Source organism: Kribbella rubisoli (assembly GCF_004217145.1).
GTDB lineage: Bacteria > Actinomycetota > Actinomycetes > Propionibacteriales > Kribbellaceae > Kribbella > Kribbella rubisoli.
Genome location: NZ_SHKR01000011.1, coordinates 1,716,869 through 1,735,852, shown reverse-complemented (window position 1 = coordinate 1,735,852; position 18,984 = coordinate 1,716,869). Strand labels below are relative to the sequence as shown.

Sequence of the window (18,984 nt, the reverse complement as noted above, 5' to 3'; positions counted from 1 at the left end):
ATCAGGTCAGGCGGACCAGGGAGCCGCCCGCGGTGATGCCGATCGACGTGCGGACGCCGGCCACGCTCAGGTCGACGACGAACGTCGTACCGGACCAGCGGGTCGCGTACGTGACGGCGCCGGTGGCCTTGACGGGGGCGATGAACGACAGGACCGACGCCGTGGTGCCGGAGCGTGCGAACATCAGGGTCGGCGCCGAGAGGCGGGTGTTGATGTTCGGGTAGGTCCAGCCCTGGATCGGCTTCGTCTGCGCCTGCTTGAGGAGGATCGCGCCGGGCGGCAGCGCCTGCCGGTACGGCACCTGGAACAGGATCGTCCGGGTGTCCTCACCCGCCTTCGACGCCAGGGCGGTGGTCCGCGAGTACACGGTCGCCTTCTGGTCCGCGGGCAGGTGCCACAGCGTCTGGAACTGCTGCGCAGTCTTCGACGACGCGCGGTCGAGCGTGACGACCAGGTCCGGGTTGTTCAGCACGAGTACGGCGCGGACGCGGCTGATACCGGGTCCGGGTACGTCGGAGAACTCGAAGAAGTCGGCGCCCGGCTTCACCTGCGACCGGGTCAGCTTGGTCGCGGGCAACGTGTCGGCCGAGAGCGGCGTCGTCATCGTGCTGCTGGCGAACGGGCTCTTCGCCCACGCCCGCCAGACGTCGTTCTGGTAGCCGGCGTGGCCGCCGTCGATCAGGATGTCCCGCCCGCGGGCGGTGTAGGTGAGCGACGTGTGGTCACTGTGACCGTGTAGTTGCCGCGTCGGCCCATACCTGATGCTGTACGACGACTGCCCCGCGAAGTTGCCCCATCCCGAGCGGCCGAAGACGTAGCCCGCGGAGAACATGCCGACACGGTCCGTCGGAGCAACCCCGGTCGCGCCTTGGCTGCCGGCGTACTCGAGCGGTGTGCCGGCGACGGGCGCCGTACGGACGACCTCGGAGTCGCCGATCTGGTGCAGGTTGCCGAGCGAGTTCGTTGCCAGCGCGAGCCAGTTGGCCAGCAGCCCGCGGCGGGCGGAGATCGTCGTACCGGGGTCGGCGCCGCAGGCCCGCAGTACGTCGACGGCACGGCCCCAGAGGGAGTAGTTGAACTGCGCGTACGCCGTCGACTGTTCGTTGGTCGAACCCTCGGCATCGATCGAGGTCGTGATGCCGGCGTTCAGGCGCTGCTGCGCGAGTGTCATGTAGTCGGTGCGGTCGAGCGTGCAGCCGACGCCGAACAGCGCGATGCTCTCGTCGGTTCCGTGGTTCCAGGCACCGCTCCAGTTGTTGACCAGGAACGTGGCGTGGTCCAGCAGCGCCGCGTCGAGCCATGCGTACTGCGTCGGGAGCGTGGTGACGTTCAACCCGGCGAGGACTGCTTGCCGGGTGCAAATGATTACGTTGGTGCGGTGCATCGTCGACTCCCAGGCGCCGACGTCACCCTTCCAGGAGTACGGATTGTCGCGGACCCAGTCGTGGACGATCGTCGTCACGCGGTCGATCGCGGCGGTGTCGCCCAGGCTGGCCGCGGTGATCCCTTGGCCGAGCCAACGAAGTGAGTGGAACCACATGTACCAGCTGGGATTGCTGTACGGGTTCAGCTTCCAGTTGATGTTTCCCTTGCCGTCACCAACCTTGTACGGCTTGAAGCCGCCCCAGGTGTAGGTGTCCTGCATCACGGACGAGAGCGGCGTCGCGTCGTCGACCGTGCTGAAACCCGGGCAGGTGTAGGTGCCACCTGTTGCTGTGGTGATCGCTTGGGCACTCTTCGCAGCCACCGCGGTCGCCGGAACCACGTTCGTTGCCCCGGGCACGAACTGCGCTGCCTCAGGCTCCGGCAGATCAGCGGCGATCGCGATTCCTGGCCCGGTCTGAGCCGTCGCGACACCGGTAGTGCCCGCGAGGCCCGCGGTAACGAGCCCGAGCACCAGTAACCATCTCGTCATGCATTTCCCCACCCACTCGCCCGCGGCCCCCCGGCCGGCGGTGACAGACCTGTACAACCGCCACGATGGTGAGTTGGTGAAGAAAGTTGCGATGAGTTTCTGGTGATCTCGATGAGCCGCCCGCCGTCTCCCCTGACGACGGCGGGCGGCGTAACCGAGTGACTACTCTTCGACGGAAACCACGCGGATCCAGTCCGAGCAGTCGGCTTCACACCACACGTGATCACCCGCATGGGCGATCCGGTCCCGCTGCACATGCCCACAGGCGAGCTGCACCCGCCGCAACGCATGCCCCTGCTTCACCGGAGCACCGGTCCTACCGCCGGGCACCCGCTTCCTGTTCCTGAGGTCGGCCATAGCCGGTCCTCCTCTCTTTCTGATTGTTGGCAGGGCGGCCGGTCCATCCCGGCCGCCCAGCGGTGAGAGTGAGATTCGAACTCACGGGTCGACATGTCAGCCGACCGACGGTTCAGCAAACCGCTGCCCCTGCCTACAGGCGGATCTCACCTTGTTGCACGAAGTGATTGACTACTCCGGTGTTCGATGACGTGGACCGTCCCGACGTCGCCTACGCCATCGGCTTGCTCCAGACGGACGGCACCTCGCGGCTGCACGTCTTGCCGACTGGGTTTGGTATGCCCCTGACGTACTGGGGATTGAGCGGAAGGTCGACGCTGCTCGGAAAGTTGCCGCGTGGCTGCCGCCTGCCGAGAAGGCCCGCAGATACCGGGTCGTCCGTAAGCCTTGGACGGAATCTGATGACTTGATCGTCCTGACCCACCGCCAGGCCGATGCCGCACAGATACTCGGGCGAAGCATCTCCAGCGTCTCGACCCGCAAATGGCGACTTCGAGCAGAACTTGAACCCTGATGAGGCATGCAGCTGCCAGGGCAGGAGTCGAACCTGCGGGGCCTCGGGTCAGAACCGAGGGTGGGTCGCCGGCGCCCACCTGGCATCGCGCTCTGCCGCGACACCGGGTGGGTGTCGCGTCAGAGCGCTAACTCGGCACGGGAAGGGATCCAGGGCTGCCACAGCAGTGGCATGCCGGCCTCTTCCGGTGTTCGCGAGCCCTTCTTCTCGTTGCACCCGGAGTGCGCGGCGACGGCGTTCAGCCACTCACCGCGGCCGCCCCGTGATCGTGGGATCACGTGATCCATCGTGCTCGCGCCGGGCTGACCGCAGTACGCGCAGAGGTACTTGTCGCGCTTGAGTACGCCGGCGCGCGTGTACTGAAGCCGGCCGGACGCGTACCGCCACTTCATCACGACGTAGCGGACCAGACGCAGTACGCGGGGGAGGGGGAACGGTCCGATGCTGGCGCCGTCGTGGGCTTCCTCGACGACGGCGACCTCGCGGACGAGCATCCGGATGGCGTGCGGGATCGACACGACGTGCAGCTGCTCGTACGAGGCGTTCAGGACGATCACACCGCTCATCAGGTACCTCCTCCCATCCAGTGTGCCCGACCTGCGGTCGGCAGGTCGGGGATCTCGGTGTCGGGTCAACAGATGTTCACTCAGGGTGTCCGGCGGGGCTCGAACCCGCTTCCTCCGGGGTCACGTCCCGGCGCATCGCCCACTTCCGCTTCGGACACAGCACGCCCGGCAGGATTCGAACCTGCACCCCCCGGCTTCGTAGGCCGGTGCTCTCTCCAGTTGAGCCACGGGCGTTCAGTGCCCTGCGCCGGATGTACTGCGGATTTCCGTCGCAGGGCACGTCTGTGGCGCCCGCTCGGCCGGTAGCAAGCATCCTGCGGGCGCCGGGTCCAGCTGGGAGGACTCGAACCCCCGATCTCCTCAACCCAAATGAGGTGGCCTCGCCGCTGGCCTACAGCTGGTAAATTGCTGTGCAATTGTCAATTGGTCGTGCCGGTATTCGTGAATACCGGAAAGCACCGATGGAGGGAATCGAACCCTCATGACGCGGTTTTGGAATCCGGTCCGCAACCATTGCACATCGGCGATGACCCGAAGTTCGGGCAAAAGAAAAGAGCCGCCTGCTGCCGGTACCCGGCTCAGACGGCTCCTGGAGCTCTCCTCACTCGGAGATCACCCAGGCGAACCGCCCACACGCGGGCTCCGCTCAATGCTGAGCTGGTGGTAGTCGAAGGCGTTGTCGCTAACCGGTCGCAGGCATGCCGACAAAACCATGCGGCCGGGCCGCCAGGCTTTTGTCAGGGTGCTTGCGCCGTACACGATGTCTCCTCAGGGTCTGGTCCTTGCGGGAAATAGTCTGTCGCATCCCACTCGGCCCAGTCAACGCATTTCCCGCATCATTTATTCCACCGGTCAATTCCTCGCCCGTCCGACGTGCGCCGACCCCCGCCGGTTCCCTGGTCCGCCCGCCCCGGGTGATCCAGCCCACAGCCCCACCCCTCCGCCGGCGAACCGATTCGGAATCACCCCCCGACTCCCGCTACACTCTTGCCTCGGCACCCGCCGCCTTAGCTCAGTCGGCAGAGCGTCTCACTCGTAATGAGAAGGTCGTCGGTTCGATTCCGACAGGCGGCTCACAGAGAAACCCCAGGTCACGTGGTACATGACCTGGGGTTCCATATGTCCGGGGCCGGACCTTGCTAACAGATCTGCTAACACGGCACCAGCACTCCCGCCTCTGGCTCGTCTCCCTCATCGTCATCCGAGCCCGTGTCTTCGACGTCAGCGGCCGTCGCAAAGATGTCAGCGACCCCGGCCGCGTTCTTCCGGATCACGTGAGCGTAGACACGCAGGGTGATGGACGGGTCAGCGTGCCCGAGCCGTTCCGCGACCACATGAACCGGCACCCCGGCCAGGAGCAGCATCGTCGCGTGGACGTGGCGCAGATCGTGCAGCCGAGCGTGTGGCAGCGGCTTGGCCGGACGATCTGCCGGGTCCTCAGGCTCGTTGTACGCACGCAACACTTTGCCGAATAGCTGGGTGACCGTGTCTGGGTAGATCGGTTGGCCGAGGCCGGTTGTGAAGATGTGCCCGGTGTCTGTCCACGCCTCGCCCACGACGAGCTGATCAGCAGCTTGCAGCTTGCGGTGGGCCTTCAGCGCATCGATGGTCCCAGCGTCGAGACTGACCACTCGCTCGCGGCCGCCCTTGGTCGATCCTTCCACCCGCTCGCCAGCCACGACGCCGACCGACCCACGGATGCGAACAGCCGGTGCCTTCCAGTCAACATCGGCCCACCGGAGGTTGAGCAACTCGCCCCGACGTGCTCCGGTATAGGCAGCGAGACGGTAGAAGGCTGCCAGGCGATGAGAACTGACTAGGCCGAGGAATAGGCGCAGTTGGTCGGCCGTCCAGACCTCGGTGATCCCCCGAGCCTCACGCCGTGGTCTCTTAGCCCGCTCAGCCGGATTGGTCGATAGGAGCTGCTCAAATCGGACGGCGTCGTTGAATGCCTTCCTCAGGATGGCGTGCACGTAGTCGACCGTTGCCCGAGACAACTTGCTGCCGTTCTTCCCGCCGCCGTTCATCAGTTTGATGTAGAGGCTGGTGAGGGTCGTTGGTCGGACCGCCTGGAGCCGCATCTTGCCGATGTGCGGATCGACGTACTGCCGAACGAGATAGCGGTAGGTGTCCGCTGTCTTGGGCTTGATCTCGATCGTGTGCGCGTCGATCCAGTCACCGAGGTACTCGGTAACGGTGATCGCCTTCCGATCCACGTACTCGCCCCTGCGTGCTGCCCGACGTGCCTCGTCTCGGGCTTCCTTCGCGTCGTCCTCGGTGGCGAACCCACCCACCCATTTGGGCTTGCTGAGCCCGGTCGCTGGGTCGACGACGCGGATCACATACGACCAGGTCTTGCCGCGCTTCATCACGCCGTCCTTCAACTTGGCCATCAGGCGGCCTCTCCGAGGGCAGACACGTAGGCTCGTAGGTCGTCCGCCTTGATCAGCCGCGAGCCGTCGACCTTCACTGAGATCAGGGCGCCGGACTTGATCAATTGGAAAACCTTGGCCCGGCTGAGGCTCAGCATCGGAGCAACCTCAGCGACTCGGTACAGCAGCTTTCCGTCGTTCATCGTCGTATCCCCTCGTGTCATGCCGCCGTGGTGGCGGGGTCGTGGTCGGTTGCCGAACTGGTGTCGCCGGGGTTGGGTCCGGCGCGTTTGGCTTGCTCGTAGTCGGTTCGCCAGCGGATCCGTTCGTTGATGCCTCGGGTCATCAGTCCGTGCCAGGTGGGTAGGTCGTCGTCGTTGTTCCGGTCGACGGGTTCCCAGATGAAGCGGGCTGTGCCGTCCTCGAGGGATTCGGTAGTGGCGTAGCGGTTGGTGTCGTGCATGTCGACACCGGCAGCGGCCAGGGTTTGACGGACGACCTCGGCGCGGTCGGCGCGGTGGTCTGACAGGGTCTTGCCGGTCCACTGGCGCGATACCAGGACGCGGCGGCCACCGAGCCCCAGGTGATGCCGGTCGTGGGCCTTTGAGGGGCACCAGCCGGGCCGCATGCCAGCTTCCGCGCCGTGGGGCTGTACGCCGAACCGGAGCCAGTTCGAGCAGCTCGGCGAGCAGGGCAGCCAGCGGACCTCGCGATGCAAGCGGTCGAGGTGGATCGCTTGTGGGGTGGTGATCTCGTCGTCGTCGCCGTAGGTGTCGGCGATGGACTTGGCGAGGTACTTGGTGAGGTAGCCGATCGCTTTGCCGACCTTGTCGTCAGCGGTGCCGAGGATGCCTTGGTAGTCGAGCTGGGTCCCGAGCTTGACCACGTGCGCGGGAACAGCGGCCGGGTCGTCGCCGATGGCGTCCAAGGCTTCGTCCCAGGTGGGCAGGGGAGCACCGTTGACCGGGTCGAGAAATCGGCCGGCTAGCTCGTCCCACCGGGGCAGCTCGTCGCCGACGTAGACCGGCCGGGAGCATTGCGGCCACCACAGTTGGTGGTAGGTGGCGGCGGCAACGTCCTTGACGGTCTGGCGGGGGATGACGCCCCGAACGGCGGCGTGCAGGTGTGGGGCGAGGCGGCGTTGTGCTTCGACGGTGGCGAAGTACTGGACTTTGTACCCGGCGCAGCGGCGTAGGTTCTGCCAGAACCGGTCGACGATCTTGGGGAAGTGCAGCGCGTCCATCGCGGCCTGGTGGTAGTCGTACGACTCCGAGTCAGCCGGTGTGCCGTCAGGCCCGACCTTGCCGTACGACGGGAGCGTGAGAGTGAGGAACATCGACGGCCGGTAGGTCTGGCCGTTGGAGCCGGTGAAGGTCGTGCCAACGGTGCGGTTCTCCATCGGGACCCGAGGTAGGTCGGGGGCGTCCTGGCGGCGACGGGTGGATCGGATGCGGCGCGCTGGTTCGTCGTCGACCTGGTCCTCGTCGTCATCCGTGGCGTCCCCGAGCTCGTTGACCTGGTCCTCGTCGGTGGCGATCTCGTCGTCGCGGTGCCAGCCCTCGCGGCATTGCTGCATGCGGAGCTTGCGAGCCCGGTCAGCGCACGGAGGGCACTGACGGTGTTGCGTAGAGCCGCAGGGGATCGGTACGACGGACTGTTCACCGGTCGTCGTGTCGGTCATCCGGGACAGCACCGGGCGGACGCAGACGCCGTTGCGGACGGCAAGCTCATGCAGTACGTCCGGAGCGATCTGGCCGAGGGTAGAGATCATTGGGGACCATCTCCTCGGCGCGGGTGGTCTCGTTCACCGGCCCACGGGATCCGCGCTAGGAGGTAGACGCGGACGCCCGCCGAGCCGCTGTTCGGGTACATGCGGCCGGTGCCGGACAGGTCGAACACCACGCCCAGGACCTTGAGCATGATCTCGATCTCGTCGGGGTCGCCGGAGACGCGGAGTCGGACGGTCATGAGGCCTGCCTCCACAGCAGTTCTGGGAGGAGCGTGGACCGGTCGAGCGCGTCGACGATCGGGACACCGGCAGCGATGTCGGTGCGAATCACGTCGCGCTGAACCTCGGTCGTGCCACCCCAGACACCGAACTCCTCATCGTTGGCCAGCGCGGATGCGAGGCAGGAACGGCGGACCGGGCAGAACCCGCACCGATCGACAGCGGCGGAGGTGGCTTGGCCGGGTTCGGGGAAACAGGAGTCGTCAGCCACCGAGCGGCATTCGCCCATGCCCTGCCAGCCGGAGACGATGTAGGCACTGATCTCGGCTCGCTGGTCGAGGGTCAGGGTTGGGGTCTCGAAGACGAGTTCGAGCTGGCCAGGAATCTCGTGGACCTTCATGCTGCCTCTCCCGTCTCGGGGTCGTCGGTCGGGTTCTGGGTCGTGTTGCCGGGGGCATCGATCGAGTGGAGGACGCGGCGCGGCCGGTAGTCGCGGGCCATGGCGCGGATCTCGTCGTCGGTGACGTAGGCGGCGCGCACTCGGGTCGCGTGGGCTTGGCCTTCCATCAGGACGTAGCCGATGCCGGGCAGGGATCGGGGGATCGAGTCGCAGAGCGCGCCGTTGTCCCAGGCGTCGTCACCGAGCACCATGTCGACCTCGGTCGCCTTACCGAGCCGGAGCGCGATCTTGTCGGGGAACAGGTCGCGCCACTCACAGACGCGCTTGGTGACGTCTTGGACGGCGGCCAGGACGTGGAAGCCCGGCGCGCGGCCCTTGGTCAGCAGGAGACCGAGCGCGTTTTCAGCGCGGCCCTGGAGACGCCGGTCAGGCTGCAAGGCGGTGAGGGTCGCCAGCTCGTCGACGACCACCATCACCAGCGGTGTCGCGGTGGTCGGATTGAACGTCCGGGTCGTTCCGCGGAGACGCCTGCACCGCTCGTCCATGTCAGTCGCGGCGTCTTCGAGGAGTGCCACCATGGCTTGGTAGTCGTCGCGTTCGTAGCGGGTGAACAGGTCCTTGCCGAACTCCAGTTCCATCCCGCCCTTGGGGTCGACGGCCCAGATCTCGACCAGCCCGGCCCGGATGAACGGTGCCAGTGCCCGCAGCGTCGACCAGATGATCGAGCCTTTGCCCGAGCCGGTCGCGCCAGCGATGAAGACGTGCGAGCCACGGACCCGCAGCCGCCACGGGGTGCCGTCGTCGGCGTACCCGATCACCAGTCCATCGAGGATCGCCGGGTCGAGTGACTCGACGATCGGGATGGCGGGAATCGTTGCCTGCAAGGGATTGCGCATCTCCAGATCCAGCCAGACCCGGCCGGGACGGTCCTTGCGTGTCCGGGCGTCGAGGGCGCGCATCGACTCGGCCAGGTGGGTTCGTTTGTCGTCGAGTTCCTTGCTGGTGAGCCCGACCGGGAGCTGTACGAGGAGCCGGTCGACGCTGGGGGTGTAGCGCAGTTTCACGATGCGGGGACGCATTACTCGGCCGGTGGTCTCGTCGGTGATCCCGAGGCCACAGCGCCCCATCCAGAACCGCCAGGCCAGGCCGTAGCGGATCCAGCGGCGGTACCACTGCACGGCCGGGATCCACACCAGCCGGTTGAACGACGAGCGGTGCTTGAGCCGCCAGGCAAATCCGCCGGCCAAAACCAAGACTAGGACGCAGACGCGGACGAGCCAGCCCCACCGCGACACCTGCACGGCCAGCACAGCCGCGACCAGGAGGGGACCGGTCAGCCCCGGACGGCGCAGCAGCGCGAACACCAGGTACGCGAGGGTCTTAACCAGCCGCCCCAGTACTTGAGCCAGTTTGGTAACCATGGGTTCATCAGCCCCGTCCTCGTTCGTGTTTGTGGAATCGCCGTTCAACCGTCAGCAGTTGGGCGCCTGCCCGCTGCAGGGACCCCATCGCGAGGACACAGCCGCGTGCCGCGTCGGGGTCGGGTGCGTTCACGAGAAGCGCGTTGGCCTTCTGGAGAACGGATCTGGCGTCGTCGAGCTGGTTCATCAGCCGGTGTAGTTCGACGATCGCGTCTAGGTCGTTGTCGACACCGAGCGCCTTGGCCCAGGCGACCAGGAGCCGACCCTTCCGAGTGACTGCCATCGGTGTCACCGCCTCTCGTGGATCTGGAAGCCGCGCAAGGCGTCCTCGACCGCGACGACCGACAAGTCGATCCGGCCCAACGCTTTGCTCAGCTCGCTGTGCAGGTCCTTGCTCGGAGCACCAGATACGGCGCGGGCCGCAGACCGAACCCGGTCCTGCCCATCCAGCAACCGACCCAACAGCCGCTGGAGAACCCCGACCGCCTCGTCATCGTTGGCGACCCCCAGCGAGTCAGCCCACACATCCAAGTCACGCCGCGTCGCGAAGAGTGGCATCAGATCCACCCCTCGGCGTGGAGCAGCCGTGAGCCGGGTGGGTTCGACGCCTGATCGTCGTTTTCGTCGTCCTCGAAGTCGTCCGCGTCGTCATCGTCGAGTGGGTTGTCTTCAGCAGTTGGGTCGTCATGCCGCTCCCAGGCGGTGTCGACGAGCATCGAGGCCAGCGACCGCCGAGCCTCTGCGACCAGGTCGCCAAGACGGTCCAGGTCGGCAAGCTGATGAGTCATCACGGCAACCTCTCCGGCACCGTCTCCGATCTGCATCGACACGAACGGCGAACCGGTGGTGTCGCGGTGAAAGCTCGCCACCCTGAGGCCGGTGGTCGGCCGAAGATGTACTCCGACCGACACGCGCGCGCTGAGTTCGTTGAGCATCGCGGTCACCGCTCTCAGGCCGCAGGCTTGTTCGCGGCGGCGGAGTTGCGCGGAGCCCGGACCTCAGTGGCTCGGAACGACCACGCCAGACGAGCCCGACCATTGCCGGTCTCCGACACGTACGGAGTCGCCGTCATGCCCTCGAACACCACCTGAGTGAACGGGCTGCCCGGAGCGTGGGCAGGCAGAACCGGCTGCACCTTGGACAGGATCTTGATCGACACCGTCCGGTCCGCCTTGCGGGCGTCGGGGTCACCATCGATGACATCAACCGACCAGATCGGCAGACCGGTCTCTTCGTCGGTCGCGAAGACTGCTCGGTCCTTCGTCGAGCGGTCGAAGTCCCTGACCTCGGTCACGGCCGAGACCGCGTACGCGCCGTACGGGAAAGCGTCATCGAAGCTCACCTTGATCTTGCGGGGCATCGCCATGGTGTGATCTCACCTTCACTCTTCGATTCGTACCAACCTTTGGTACATCACCGACCTTAGGTACAGATTGGTGCTAGGTCAAGAGGGATGAGACCATTTGTTGGGACAACTTTTGGAAGGCATGCACATGGCGCAGTCAGAGCCGCTCTATCGGCAGATCGCGGCCGACCTTCGCGAGCAGATTCGCGGCGGCCAGCTCAAGGCAGGGGACCGGCTGCCAACCGAGGCCGAGTTGCGCGAGCAGTACGGCGTCTCCCGCAATACCGTCCGACTCGCCTTCGCCCAGCTCCAGAACGAAGGCATGATCACGAGCACCCAGGGACGCGGCACCATCGTGCGCGAGCAGGTCATCACGACCTACCACGCGAGCTGGGCGGAGAGCCGCGACCGGATGTCAAGCGATCAGGTCGACGCCTTCCACGCCGAGCAGGCGGCGCAGGGTCACAAGTCGGCATACCGCGACTTCGAGATGCGGATCGTCCCTGCATCGCCGGAACTGGCGGAACGGTTGACCGTCGACGAAGGCGACTCGCTCGTCTCCCGATCCTTCGTCCGCCAGGTCGACGGTGAGCCGTCGAGCTTGCAGGACAGCTACTACCCGATGGACATCGCCCAGGAGTGCGGCCTCCTCACCCCGCATGACGTGGCAGGCGGAGCGATCCGAGCGATGGCGGCCAAGGGACACGTTGAGATCGGCTACGTCGACGAGGTCACGACTCGGATGCCGAGGCCGGACGAGTCGCGGAAGCTTGGACTTGGCATCGGCACTCCGGTACTCGTTTACGTCCGCACGACCTACAGCGACACCCGACCGCTCCGACTGACGTTGACGATCTTCGCGGGTGATCGCAACCGGCTCGTCTACGAGCTCGGCGACATCAGCGGCTACCACGGCCAGAACGGATACGCGTCGTGATCATCGAGCAAGCCACGATCGACGACCTGCCGGTCATCCTCGCGATGCGCCAGGAGGCAAGCGACTGGCTCGCCAAGCAGGGCATTGACCAGTGGGCTGCCGCGTGGCCGACGCCCGAGGCGCAGTCCGAGCGGATCCTCAGCAGCATCCGGGCCGGAGAGACCTGGATGGTCCGCGACGACGCCGGGGCCACCGCCGCCACGGTCGCGCTCGACTCGTTCTCCGACCCCAAGCTCTGGACGCCCGAGGAGCAGCAGCAGCCCTCCATGTACCTCCACCGGCTCATCGTCCGGCGCAAGTACTCCGGACTCGGCACCGATGTGATCGAGTGGGCGTGCAAGCGAGCCGGAGAACTCGGCAACAACTGGGTCCGGATCGATGTCTGGACCGACAACATCGGTCTCCACCGGTACTACGAGCAGCGCGGCTTCCGCCACGTCCGGACGCTCGACCTCAGCGACTACCCGTCCGGCGCTCTGTTCCAGCGGCACGCCACCGATCGGCACCAGACGCAGGCCGACTCGGTCATCACCGAATTGACGCACGACCTGCCAACCCCGAGCCAGCCAGACACCTCGGCTCGCCGAACTCGGATCACGCTCGTCCCGTCTATCGCCTGACCCTCCTGCCGATCCCCTTGCCGAATTTGGCTCTTATGGATCAAGGCGCGCCTTCGGCGCGCGGCGCGGCGTGCGCATGCGGCCTCCGGCCGTTCACCGCCGCGCCCGCTCTCGGTGTCTTTCTGAGAGCCAAGAGCACTGCCTCCGGCGGGGGCCTCACGACTCCGGGATGACGGCCCGGTTTGGCCTGGCTAGCTCGAAGGGGGCCGGGATGCGTCTTCCCGCCTGCCGCTCAGCCCAGTCAGGACCTATCAGGAGCCACCAGAGGGGCCAAGATCGTTCGTCCAGCGGGGCGCTCCATCTTGGCCCCTCTGGCGTCTCCTGATCGCGCTACGCGTGGGCTGAACGGCAGACGGGAAGACGCTAAGTCCGGGGTTGTAGCGCGAGCACAGGGTCCCTATCATCCGCAGGTGACTCTTAGCGATGTGGTGGCTGCGACGTGGTTTCAGACCTTGGGTGGGTGGTCGAATCTCCTCCAGGGGCTGGGAAGCGCGGTCGTCAGCGGCCTAGTGGCTGCGCTGACTGCCTACCTGGTGGTTCGGTGGACCCACAAATCAGAGATGCGTGTCGCCACGGAGATGGACGCACGCTCCGTGGTTCGCAGTCTCACAGCCGACTCGCTCAAGGTACTTGCGGACGTCCAGGAGCTGATCAACCAGCCCATCGGGGAAGTAGCCGAACGTCTTCGGCGACTGCAAGTCGAGGTCAGGCTGTGTCGGATGCGCTTTGGTACGGCATTCAACATCAACTTTCCCACGATCGCGCTGGTAGATGAGGCTTTTGTCTTGGACACCATGTCCCCGCTCGTCAACGAGATCGACAAGTCGTTCGACGAGACAGAGAAGCGCGTGGAGACGGCGGCCGAGGCGATGGAGGTCGAGCCAGTACCCGACCCCGAGGTGGTGATGGCGGCCGTCAGTGAAGCGATCGAGATGTTGAACGCAACGATGCTCCAGATCAATGATCTGAATCGAGCCTGTGCGTCGTGGCTGGGGGACCGCAACAGTCGTAGGCGTCGGCGCGGACTTTCTACCAAACGGCGTGCCCCCGAGGTGCCCCCGAAGGACCCCGAACAGCCGCCAACGACCCCCGATCACTGAGCACGATCACTGCTCAATGTTGGGGGACGTCGCGCAGTTGAGGCTCGGGCAACGGACTCGTAATGAGGGGCTCGCCGTCCGAACGGTTGCTAACAACTTTGCTAACAGGATCCCTCGATCGGTCTGGACGGACCTGTACTAATCGGGTCGTCGGCCGGTGGAGTCCTGCTTGCAGAGCGGCCAGCTCAGACGGCCGTGTACTTGTCTCGGACGACTCGTAATGAGAAGGTCGTCGGTTCGATTCCGACAGGCGGCTCCACACAGAACCCCAGGTCAGAGGTTGGCTCCTGACTCTGGGGTTCTCGTCTTCCCGGACTCCGTGGTGCGGTTCGTGGTGCGAGTTCCCGCGGTTGGGCGGTGTAACTTTTCGGGGCTGCGGCGTATCGATGTAGGTAGGGGTTCTGATACTGCCTGGTGCCGGTTCTGGGGCGGTGGCGCCCAGATGCTGTTGGGGAGTGGTGGAGATGTTGGGACGGCTTGGGAGTGTCGGCCGGGTGGCGGCTGCCGCGGTGCTGGTGGCGGGGATGTTGTCTGGGGGTGTGGGCGAGGCAGTGGCTGCTGGCTCAACCGCTGCTGCGGGGTGCCGGATTGAGACCGGGTCGGTGACCGCGGGTCGGGGTCATACGGACAGGGTGGTCATTGCCGGCTCGCCGCTGACGGTGCAGGAGAAGGCGGGGTACGCCGACCTCTTTCCCGAGGGCCTGCCCAGGTTGAGCACTCTGTTCTTCAACGACCCGGTCGTGCCTGGTTTCGGTGGCGCGTACGCCGGCCATGTGGTGATCGGCTCCGGGCTGTACAGCAGCACCTACTTCCTCACAACAGCCGGCGAGGTCGATCGGACGCAGTCGCACAACTTCCGGATCGGTGGGGGCTGGGGGGACGCCACGTTCCTCGAGACGAGCTACCCGCACGATACGAACCCGTTCGCGCTGGTCAACCACTACGCGCTGCATGGAAACGGCACGCTCACGCGGTGGGACTCCAAGGGCGGGTTCGGCTGGACCAACCCGCAGTCCGCGGGTGGTTTCTCGGCGGTGAAGACCATGACGCTGATCAGCCAGACCGCGACGTACGACACCTTCCTGGCCAACACCCGCGGCGGCGCGCTGTACACGATCCGGCTTCCCCTGACCTCGCCGATGAAGCCGATCGTGAAGCGGGTCCGCGACTCCACCTGGCAGGGCTTCGACGCGCTGATCGCCGAGAAGTGCGGCGTGTACGGCACTCTGCTGCTCGGCATCGACAGGGACACCCGGTCCGCCTACTTGTACGCCGTCGGCCACGCGAACGGCACCGCCACAGTCATCCAGGGACTTGGCAAGGTGCCTGCCACCTTCGCCGACCCGGTCTACTTCCGCCGCGCCGGAGAGCCCGGCACGGCCCCACTGCTCTTCGGAGAGTGACCCGGATTCCGCCAGGCGGCCAGGGCAGGGGTTCGGGCTTCTGGCGTCAACGGTTTCTCGTGCGAGGCCACGTCAACCGCTGCTCGAACGCCAGCCCGAGGGTGCGGGTGAGCAGGTCAGCAACGTTCGTCAGGGTGTTCGTGCTCGCATAAGTCAGCGAGGTCAGGGCAGGGCGGTCCACGCGACGCATTGTGCCGCGCGGTGCGCTCTTCGTGGCCGTCCACACCCCGTCATTCACCTGCTTCAGCCTCGGGGTCCTTCAGGTGGTGGGTTTCGTTCAGGGTTACTACCTGGTGGCTGAAGTGGGAGTCGTTGCGGACCAGGGTGGTGATGCTGCCTGAGGTCAGGGGGAAGAAGACGCGGTCTGTGGACGTCATCGGCATGCCGATCCAGGCGGCGATCAGGTAGCTGGAGGCGGAGCCGTGGGAGACGATTATCTGGGTCGTGGCTGGGCGGCTGAGGATGTCGTCGAGGGCGGGGTAGAGGCGTTCGACCAAGGCGAGTCGGGTCTCCGCGCCGGCGGGTCCATCGTTGTGGGCAAGGCGGTCGCCGTACTCCGGGAGGGGGATGCGGCGTTCGGCTAGCCACGCCTGGGGACGGCCGTCGGCCTCGCCGTTGGATCTTTCGCGGAGGCGTGCGTCGGTGTGGACCTCGACGGAGAACCTCCGAGCGATCCGCTCCGCTGCTTGGCTGGCTCGGCGTAGGTCGGAGGAGTGGACCTCGACCGGCTCGGGGCCGACTCGGCTCGCCAGTACGTCGGCGATGCGTTCGGCCTGCTGGTGTCCGCGGGCGGTCAAAACCGAGTCGTGCCAGCCGCCCACGATGCCGTCGACGTGGTGCTGTGCCTCTGGATGCGTGACGAGGTAGATGTGTCTCATGCGGTCAGGTCCAGGAAGAAGAGCATGGAGTAGCTGTCCGCGGGGCTTTGTACGTCGGCGCCGGCGCGGAGCATGTTCGTCAGGATGTCGACCCCGGTTGCGGCGGCGTACGTCGCGATCAGGTCGACCGCGAGCTCAGCTTCACGGTCGCTCAGCGGGCGCGTTGCGTCGTACGCCTCGATCAGTTCCTTGATGCGGGTGAGGTCTGCGTGGCGGTCGGGGGTGCGGCCCCAGGTTTCGGCGATGCGGCCGAGGTCGTACAGCTGGAACGACGTCATGCAGTCGTCGAAGTCGATGAGGGCTGTGATGTCGCCGGTGACCTCGTCGAGCAGGAGATTGACCGCGCTGATGTCGTTGTGGACGAGGCCTTGTCGCAGACCTGTCGCGTTGGCGTAGACGTCGGCGATCTTCTCGTGCAGCGCGGTCAGGCGACGGGTTGCTTCCCGGAGTACGGGGACATCGGCGTACGGCGATCGCAGGAAAGTCCCAATGCGCTCGAGAGGATCGAGCCGGGTGTTCCGTCGGCCGGGGAAGCTCTGGTCCGCAGTGAGGACGTGCAGCTGGGCCGCCAGTCCCGCGGCGGCGCGGCCGAGTCGCAGATCGGTCGAGAAGTACCCGTCCAGCAGGTCGGTCGGATGCGCGCCAGCGGCGTACGTGAAGAGCGCTGCCGGGCGGTCATCGATCGTGCCCCAGACCGATCCGTCGTCGGCGCGCACCGGAGCGGGCGTCGGAAAGCCTCGCTGCGCCAGGAACTCCGTCGCGTGGAGCTCGTACTCCACCTCGGCCGGCGTGCTGGTGCTGTAGCTCCGGGCAACGAACGCGCCGTCGACCAGCCAGCTGCGGTTCTTCTCGCCGCCGAGGAGCGGTACGACACTGACGGGATCAACGCCTCGCCCGCGAAGGAAGCCGGTCAGGTCGGAGGCGCTCATGATGCCCGACCTTTCCACGCGCGGACAGCAAACGCGACCGGATTCTCATGGTTGAATGCGCCGATGGAGGTCCACCCCGTTGACCAGACGCGATGGGACGACCTGGTCGAGCTGTTCGGGCCGAGCGGCGGGACGCGCGGATGCTGGTGCATGGCGCGCCGCCTGCCCAGTCGCGACGTCGCCCGAAACGGAAGCGAGGAGAACCGCGCAGCTCTCGAGAGCTTCGTCCAGGCAGGGATGCCGGTCGGCCTCATCGGGTACGTCGACGTGTGCCCGGCCGCCTGGTGTGCCGTGGCGCCGCGACCGGAGTACTACGCGATCGTCCACTCGCGAACGCTGCCCATCGACGACCCCGACGACGACACGATCTGGGCCATCAACTGCCTCTTCGTCAAGGCCGGCTACCGAGGCCGCGGTCTGACTCTCCCGATGATCGAAGCAGCCGTCGACTACGCCCGCACCTCGGGCGCCCGCCTCGTGGAGGCCTACCCAGTCAAGACGATGCCCGGCGACCCAGGCCGCGGCGTCCTCACCACATTCCTGGACGCCGGCTTCACGCCGTACGCCGAACACCGCACCCAGGCCAGACGCAACATCGTCGTACGCCGAGACCTATGAGTCCCAGCTCCAGTCCTCGCCGTCCAACGTGAAGGTCCAGTCCTGCCGTCGTACGCCGTAGGTCAGGTAGTCGATCGCCGGCACCGCGATGGGCGGATACGGCAGCTGGCCGAGCCGTCGTACTGCGTCCTCCGCCGAGAACCAGCGCACCTCCATCACCGACCCATCCGGATCGTCGATCGCGAACGCCGGGTCCTGCACGTCCACCGCGTAGTTCCACGACCGCGACGTCACACGACCGCCGATCAACACCTCGGTGGTCCAGACAAGCGCAAGGTCCGCCTCGACAGCCAGCAACCCAGACTCCTCCCGCAGCTCGCGAATCGCGCCGGCGGTAGGCGTTTCGCCCTCCTCGACCGCACCGCTCGGCAGATTCCAGTACGGCGCATCCCACGCCTCGTACCGCTCCCACACCAGCGCCACCTGCCCGCCGTACCGCGCAATCACACCCGCATACCGTCCCATCCGCCGGAGCCTAATCGGGCAGGTGGGGGAGAATCTCGTCGTGGGGCCAGGACTTGGTGAGTACGGCGGCCAACGCCGGATGGGGCGACTCGGTCACGTACGGCGTTTCGTCGGGGTTGCGGACGGTGGCGATGGCGGGAGTGGCGAGCAGGCTCCAGGGGGAGATCTTGTTGGCCAGGAAGCCCTCGAGGCGGAGGTTGGTGTACTCCGGCTCCCACCAGACTGCGAACGTGGGCTGCAGCTCGGCGGGATGGATGCCGAGCCATGCGCCGAACGTCACGTGGTAACCGCCGTCGAGTTGCACCGGCAGTAGGACCCGGACGAACGCGCCGGCTCCGGGCACCTGCATCATCACCGACTCGCGAGGCGTCTGATGGCTGAGCCAGGCGCCGGGAGTGCGCTCCTGGTCGGGCAGGTCCAGGACCGGGTCCGGCAGGGTGAATCGGACGTGCCGATCGTGGGCGTCCAGGGCCCGGCCGCAGCTCGGGCAGGTGTCGACTGACATGCCCAGAAGTATGGCTCCTGGTTCCGGAAGGGGAGTGTCCGGAATGGGGTTTACGGTGCTGGCATGGCTGAGAATGAGTGGGTTTCGCCTTGGTGGGAGCCGCCGATTGCGGGGAGCGATTCGGAGCATCTGGTCGGGGCGCTGGATCGGTTGCGTACGACGTTCAGGTACAAGGTGGACGGGCTGGATGCCGCCGGACTGGACACGCGGATCGGGAAGTCGTCGATCACGCTCGGCGGGCTGATGAAGCATCTCGCGGCGAACGAGGACTACATGTTCAACGTGAAGTTCCGTGGGCTGCCGATGGACGGGCCATGGGTGGAGAACGGCTGGCGGGACGACAACGACTGGGAGTTCAACTCCGCGGCCGACAACACCCCGGAGGAGCTGTACGCCCTGTGGGACGGCGCGGTTGAGCGTTCCCGCCAGACGCTGGCCACGGCCATCGCGGACGGCGGGCTCGACCAGCCGGCCGACATCTCCTGGCCGGACGGGCAGCACGCGAGCCTGCGCCGCCTCGTCTGCGACCTGATCGAGGAGTATGGCCGCCACACCGGCCACGCCGACCTCATCCGCGAGGCCGTCGACGGCCGGGTCGGCGAGGACCCGCCGCGGGAGTGGAAGCCGATCGCTGCGAAGACCAGTTGATCCGGATCGCCACGCCATCACAATCGCGGCACCGGGCACGACG

Annotated in this window: 24 protein-coding genes and 6 tRNA genes; 7 read left to right on the top strand and 23 right to left on the bottom strand. The window is 66.4% G+C overall.

Translation table 11 applies throughout. From position 1 onward, the window contains the following. Window position 1: 1 nt before the first annotated feature. The 8 genes from EV645_RS11300 to EV645_RS11275 form a co-directional block, all read right to left on the bottom strand. On the bottom strand, window positions 2-1,915 hold the full coding sequence (locus EV645_RS11300) for a heparinase II/III domain-containing protein (RefSeq protein ID WP_130442385.1): 1,914 nt from the start codon (window positions 1,913-1,915) through the stop codon (window positions 2-4). A 162-nt stretch (window positions 1,916-2,077) separates the two neighbouring features. Continuing rightward, complete coding sequence (locus tag EV645_RS11295; protein ID WP_130442383.1) at window positions 2,078-2,272, bottom strand: hypothetical protein; 195 nt, start codon at window positions 2,270-2,272, stop codon at window positions 2,078-2,080. A gap of 60 nt (window positions 2,273-2,332) precedes the next feature. Next, window positions 2,333-2,423 (bottom strand) — tRNA-Ser (locus tag EV645_RS11290). 375 nt (window positions 2,424-2,798) lie between these two features. Then, window positions 2,799-2,871 (bottom strand) — tRNA-Gln (locus EV645_RS41825). 34 nt (window positions 2,872-2,905) lie between these two features. Next, complete coding sequence (locus EV645_RS11285; protein ID WP_130442381.1) at window positions 2,906-3,352, bottom strand: HNH endonuclease; 447 nt, start codon at window positions 3,350-3,352, stop codon at window positions 2,906-2,908. An 84-nt stretch (window positions 3,353-3,436) separates the two neighbouring features. Further along, window positions 3,437-3,510 (bottom strand) — tRNA-His (locus EV645_RS41820). 2 nt (window positions 3,511-3,512) lie between these two features. Further along, a tRNA-Arg gene (locus EV645_RS11280) sits at window positions 3,513-3,586 on the bottom strand. 94 nt (window positions 3,587-3,680) lie between these two features. After that, a tRNA-Pro gene (locus tag EV645_RS11275) sits at window positions 3,681-3,753 on the bottom strand. Between the two features lie 600 nt (window positions 3,754-4,353). Between EV645_RS11275 and EV645_RS11265 the strand changes: the two genes are divergently transcribed. Continuing rightward, window positions 4,354-4,426: transfer RNA gene (locus EV645_RS11265), tRNA-Thr, on the top strand. A gap of 77 nt (window positions 4,427-4,503) precedes the next feature. Here EV645_RS11265 and EV645_RS11260 read toward each other — a convergent pair. Genes EV645_RS11260 through EV645_RS11215 form a run of 10 tightly spaced genes read right to left on the bottom strand, consistent with a single transcriptional unit; the run spans window position 4,504 to window position 10,859 of the window. Beyond that, window positions 4,504-5,745, bottom strand: a complete 1,242-nt coding sequence (locus EV645_RS11260; protein WP_198681544.1) for a tyrosine-type recombinase/integrase — start codon at window positions 5,743-5,745, stop codon at window positions 4,504-4,506. After that, complete coding sequence (locus EV645_RS11255) at window positions 5,745-5,927, bottom strand: helix-turn-helix domain-containing protein (RefSeq protein WP_198681543.1); 183 nt, start codon at window positions 5,925-5,927, stop codon at window positions 5,745-5,747. The genes EV645_RS11260 and EV645_RS11255 overlap by 1 nt, the downstream gene beginning before the upstream one ends. A gap of 17 nt (window positions 5,928-5,944) precedes the next feature. After that, a complete protein-coding gene (locus tag EV645_RS11250; protein ID WP_130442377.1) occupies window positions 5,945-7,495 on the bottom strand; it encodes a replication initiator in 1,551 nt (516 codons plus the stop codon). Next, on the bottom strand, window positions 7,492-7,692 hold the full coding sequence (locus EV645_RS11245; RefSeq protein WP_130442375.1) for a hypothetical protein: 201 nt from the start codon (window positions 7,690-7,692) through the stop codon (window positions 7,492-7,494). The genes EV645_RS11250 and EV645_RS11245 overlap by 4 nt, the downstream gene beginning before the upstream one ends. Continuing rightward, window positions 7,689-8,072: a WhiB family transcriptional regulator gene (locus EV645_RS11240; protein ID WP_198681542.1), complete on the bottom strand. Its 384-nt coding sequence runs from the start codon at window positions 8,070-8,072 to the stop codon at window positions 7,689-7,691. The genes EV645_RS11245 and EV645_RS11240 overlap by 4 nt, the downstream gene beginning before the upstream one ends. Further along, complete coding sequence (locus tag EV645_RS11235) at window positions 8,069-9,493, bottom strand: FtsK/SpoIIIE domain-containing protein (RefSeq protein ID WP_130442373.1); 1,425 nt, start codon at window positions 9,491-9,493, stop codon at window positions 8,069-8,071. Before EV645_RS11235 ends, EV645_RS11240 begins: the two co-directional genes overlap by 4 nt. Window positions 9,494-9,500: 7 nt before the next feature. Further along, the gene (locus tag EV645_RS11230; RefSeq protein ID WP_130442371.1) at window positions 9,501-9,776 is read right to left on the bottom strand and encodes a hypothetical protein; all 276 of its coding nucleotides are present in this window, start codon (window positions 9,774-9,776) and stop codon (window positions 9,501-9,503) included. Between the two features lie 5 nt (window positions 9,777-9,781). Then, window positions 9,782-10,051 (bottom strand): hypothetical protein, encoded by a 270-nt coding sequence (locus EV645_RS11225; RefSeq protein ID WP_130442369.1) that lies wholly within the window; start codon window positions 10,049-10,051, stop codon window positions 9,782-9,784. After that, window positions 10,051-10,428 (bottom strand): hypothetical protein, encoded by a 378-nt coding sequence (locus tag EV645_RS11220; RefSeq protein WP_130442367.1) that lies wholly within the window; start codon window positions 10,426-10,428, stop codon window positions 10,051-10,053. Before EV645_RS11220 ends, EV645_RS11225 begins: the two co-directional genes overlap by 1 nt. A gap of 14 nt (window positions 10,429-10,442) precedes the next feature. Then, complete coding sequence (locus EV645_RS11215) at window positions 10,443-10,859, bottom strand: plasmid replication, integration and excision activator (protein WP_130442365.1); 417 nt, start codon at window positions 10,857-10,859, stop codon at window positions 10,443-10,445. A 127-nt stretch (window positions 10,860-10,986) separates the two neighbouring features. Here EV645_RS11215 and EV645_RS11210 point away from each other — a divergent pair, with 127 nt between their 5' ends. From EV645_RS11210 to EV645_RS11195, 4 genes are all read left to right on the top strand, one after another. Then, entirely contained in the window at window positions 10,987-11,775 is a 789-nt protein-coding gene (locus EV645_RS11210; protein WP_198681541.1) for a GntR family transcriptional regulator, read from the top strand. Further along, window positions 11,772-12,395, top strand: a complete 624-nt coding sequence (locus EV645_RS11205) for a GNAT family N-acetyltransferase (RefSeq protein ID WP_242000333.1) — start codon at window positions 11,772-11,774, stop codon at window positions 12,393-12,395. Before EV645_RS11210 ends, EV645_RS11205 begins: the two co-directional genes overlap by 4 nt. Before the next feature lie 410 nt (window positions 12,396-12,805). Next, a complete protein-coding gene (locus EV645_RS11200) occupies window positions 12,806-13,495 on the top strand; it encodes a hypothetical protein (RefSeq protein ID WP_130442361.1) in 690 nt (229 codons plus the stop codon). A 632-nt stretch (window positions 13,496-14,127) separates the two neighbouring features. Continuing rightward, window positions 14,128-14,898, top strand: a complete 771-nt coding sequence (locus tag EV645_RS11195) for a hypothetical protein (protein ID WP_242000332.1) — start codon at window positions 14,128-14,130, stop codon at window positions 14,896-14,898. A 46-nt stretch (window positions 14,899-14,944) separates the two neighbouring features. On the opposite strand, the gene EV645_RS43140 is transcribed toward EV645_RS11195, so the two are convergent. Genes EV645_RS43140 through EV645_RS11185 form a run of 3 tightly spaced genes read right to left on the bottom strand, consistent with a single transcriptional unit; the run spans window position 14,945 to window position 16,705 of the window. Then, entirely contained in the window at window positions 14,945-15,079 is a 135-nt protein-coding gene (locus EV645_RS43140) for a hypothetical protein (protein ID WP_277877006.1), read from the bottom strand. A gap of 49 nt (window positions 15,080-15,128) precedes the next feature. Further along, entirely contained in the window at window positions 15,129-15,776 is a 648-nt protein-coding gene (locus tag EV645_RS11190; RefSeq protein WP_130442359.1) for a histidine phosphatase family protein, read from the bottom strand. Continuing rightward, entirely contained in the window at window positions 15,773-16,705 is a 933-nt protein-coding gene (locus tag EV645_RS11185; RefSeq protein ID WP_130442357.1) for a phosphotransferase, read from the bottom strand. The genes EV645_RS11190 and EV645_RS11185 overlap by 4 nt, the downstream gene beginning before the upstream one ends. Window positions 16,706-16,768: 63 nt before the next feature. On the opposite strand from EV645_RS11185, the gene EV645_RS11180 reads away from it, so the two are divergent. Continuing rightward, window positions 16,769-17,323, top strand: coding sequence for a GNAT family N-acetyltransferase (locus EV645_RS11180; RefSeq protein WP_130442355.1), 555 nt, complete (start codon window positions 16,769-16,771; stop codon window positions 17,321-17,323). On the opposite strand, the gene EV645_RS11175 is transcribed toward EV645_RS11180, so the two are convergent. After that, on the bottom strand, window positions 17,318-17,788 hold the full coding sequence (locus tag EV645_RS11175; RefSeq protein WP_130442353.1) for an NUDIX hydrolase: 471 nt from the start codon (window positions 17,786-17,788) through the stop codon (window positions 17,318-17,320). The two genes, EV645_RS11180 and EV645_RS11175, sit on opposite strands and share 6 nt — an antisense overlap. 10 nt (window positions 17,789-17,798) lie before the next feature. After that, window positions 17,799-18,293 (bottom strand): hypothetical protein, encoded by a 495-nt coding sequence (locus EV645_RS11170; RefSeq protein WP_130442351.1) that lies wholly within the window; start codon window positions 18,291-18,293, stop codon window positions 17,799-17,801. 63 nt (window positions 18,294-18,356) lie between these two features. On the opposite strand from EV645_RS11170, the gene EV645_RS11165 reads away from it, so the two are divergent. Then, window positions 18,357-18,941 carry a mycothiol transferase gene (locus EV645_RS11165; RefSeq protein WP_130442349.1) on the top strand — a complete coding sequence of 195 codons (585 nt, stop codon included), beginning with the start codon at window positions 18,357-18,359 and terminating at the stop codon, window positions 18,939-18,941. Window positions 18,942-18,984: the final 43 nt, after the last annotated feature.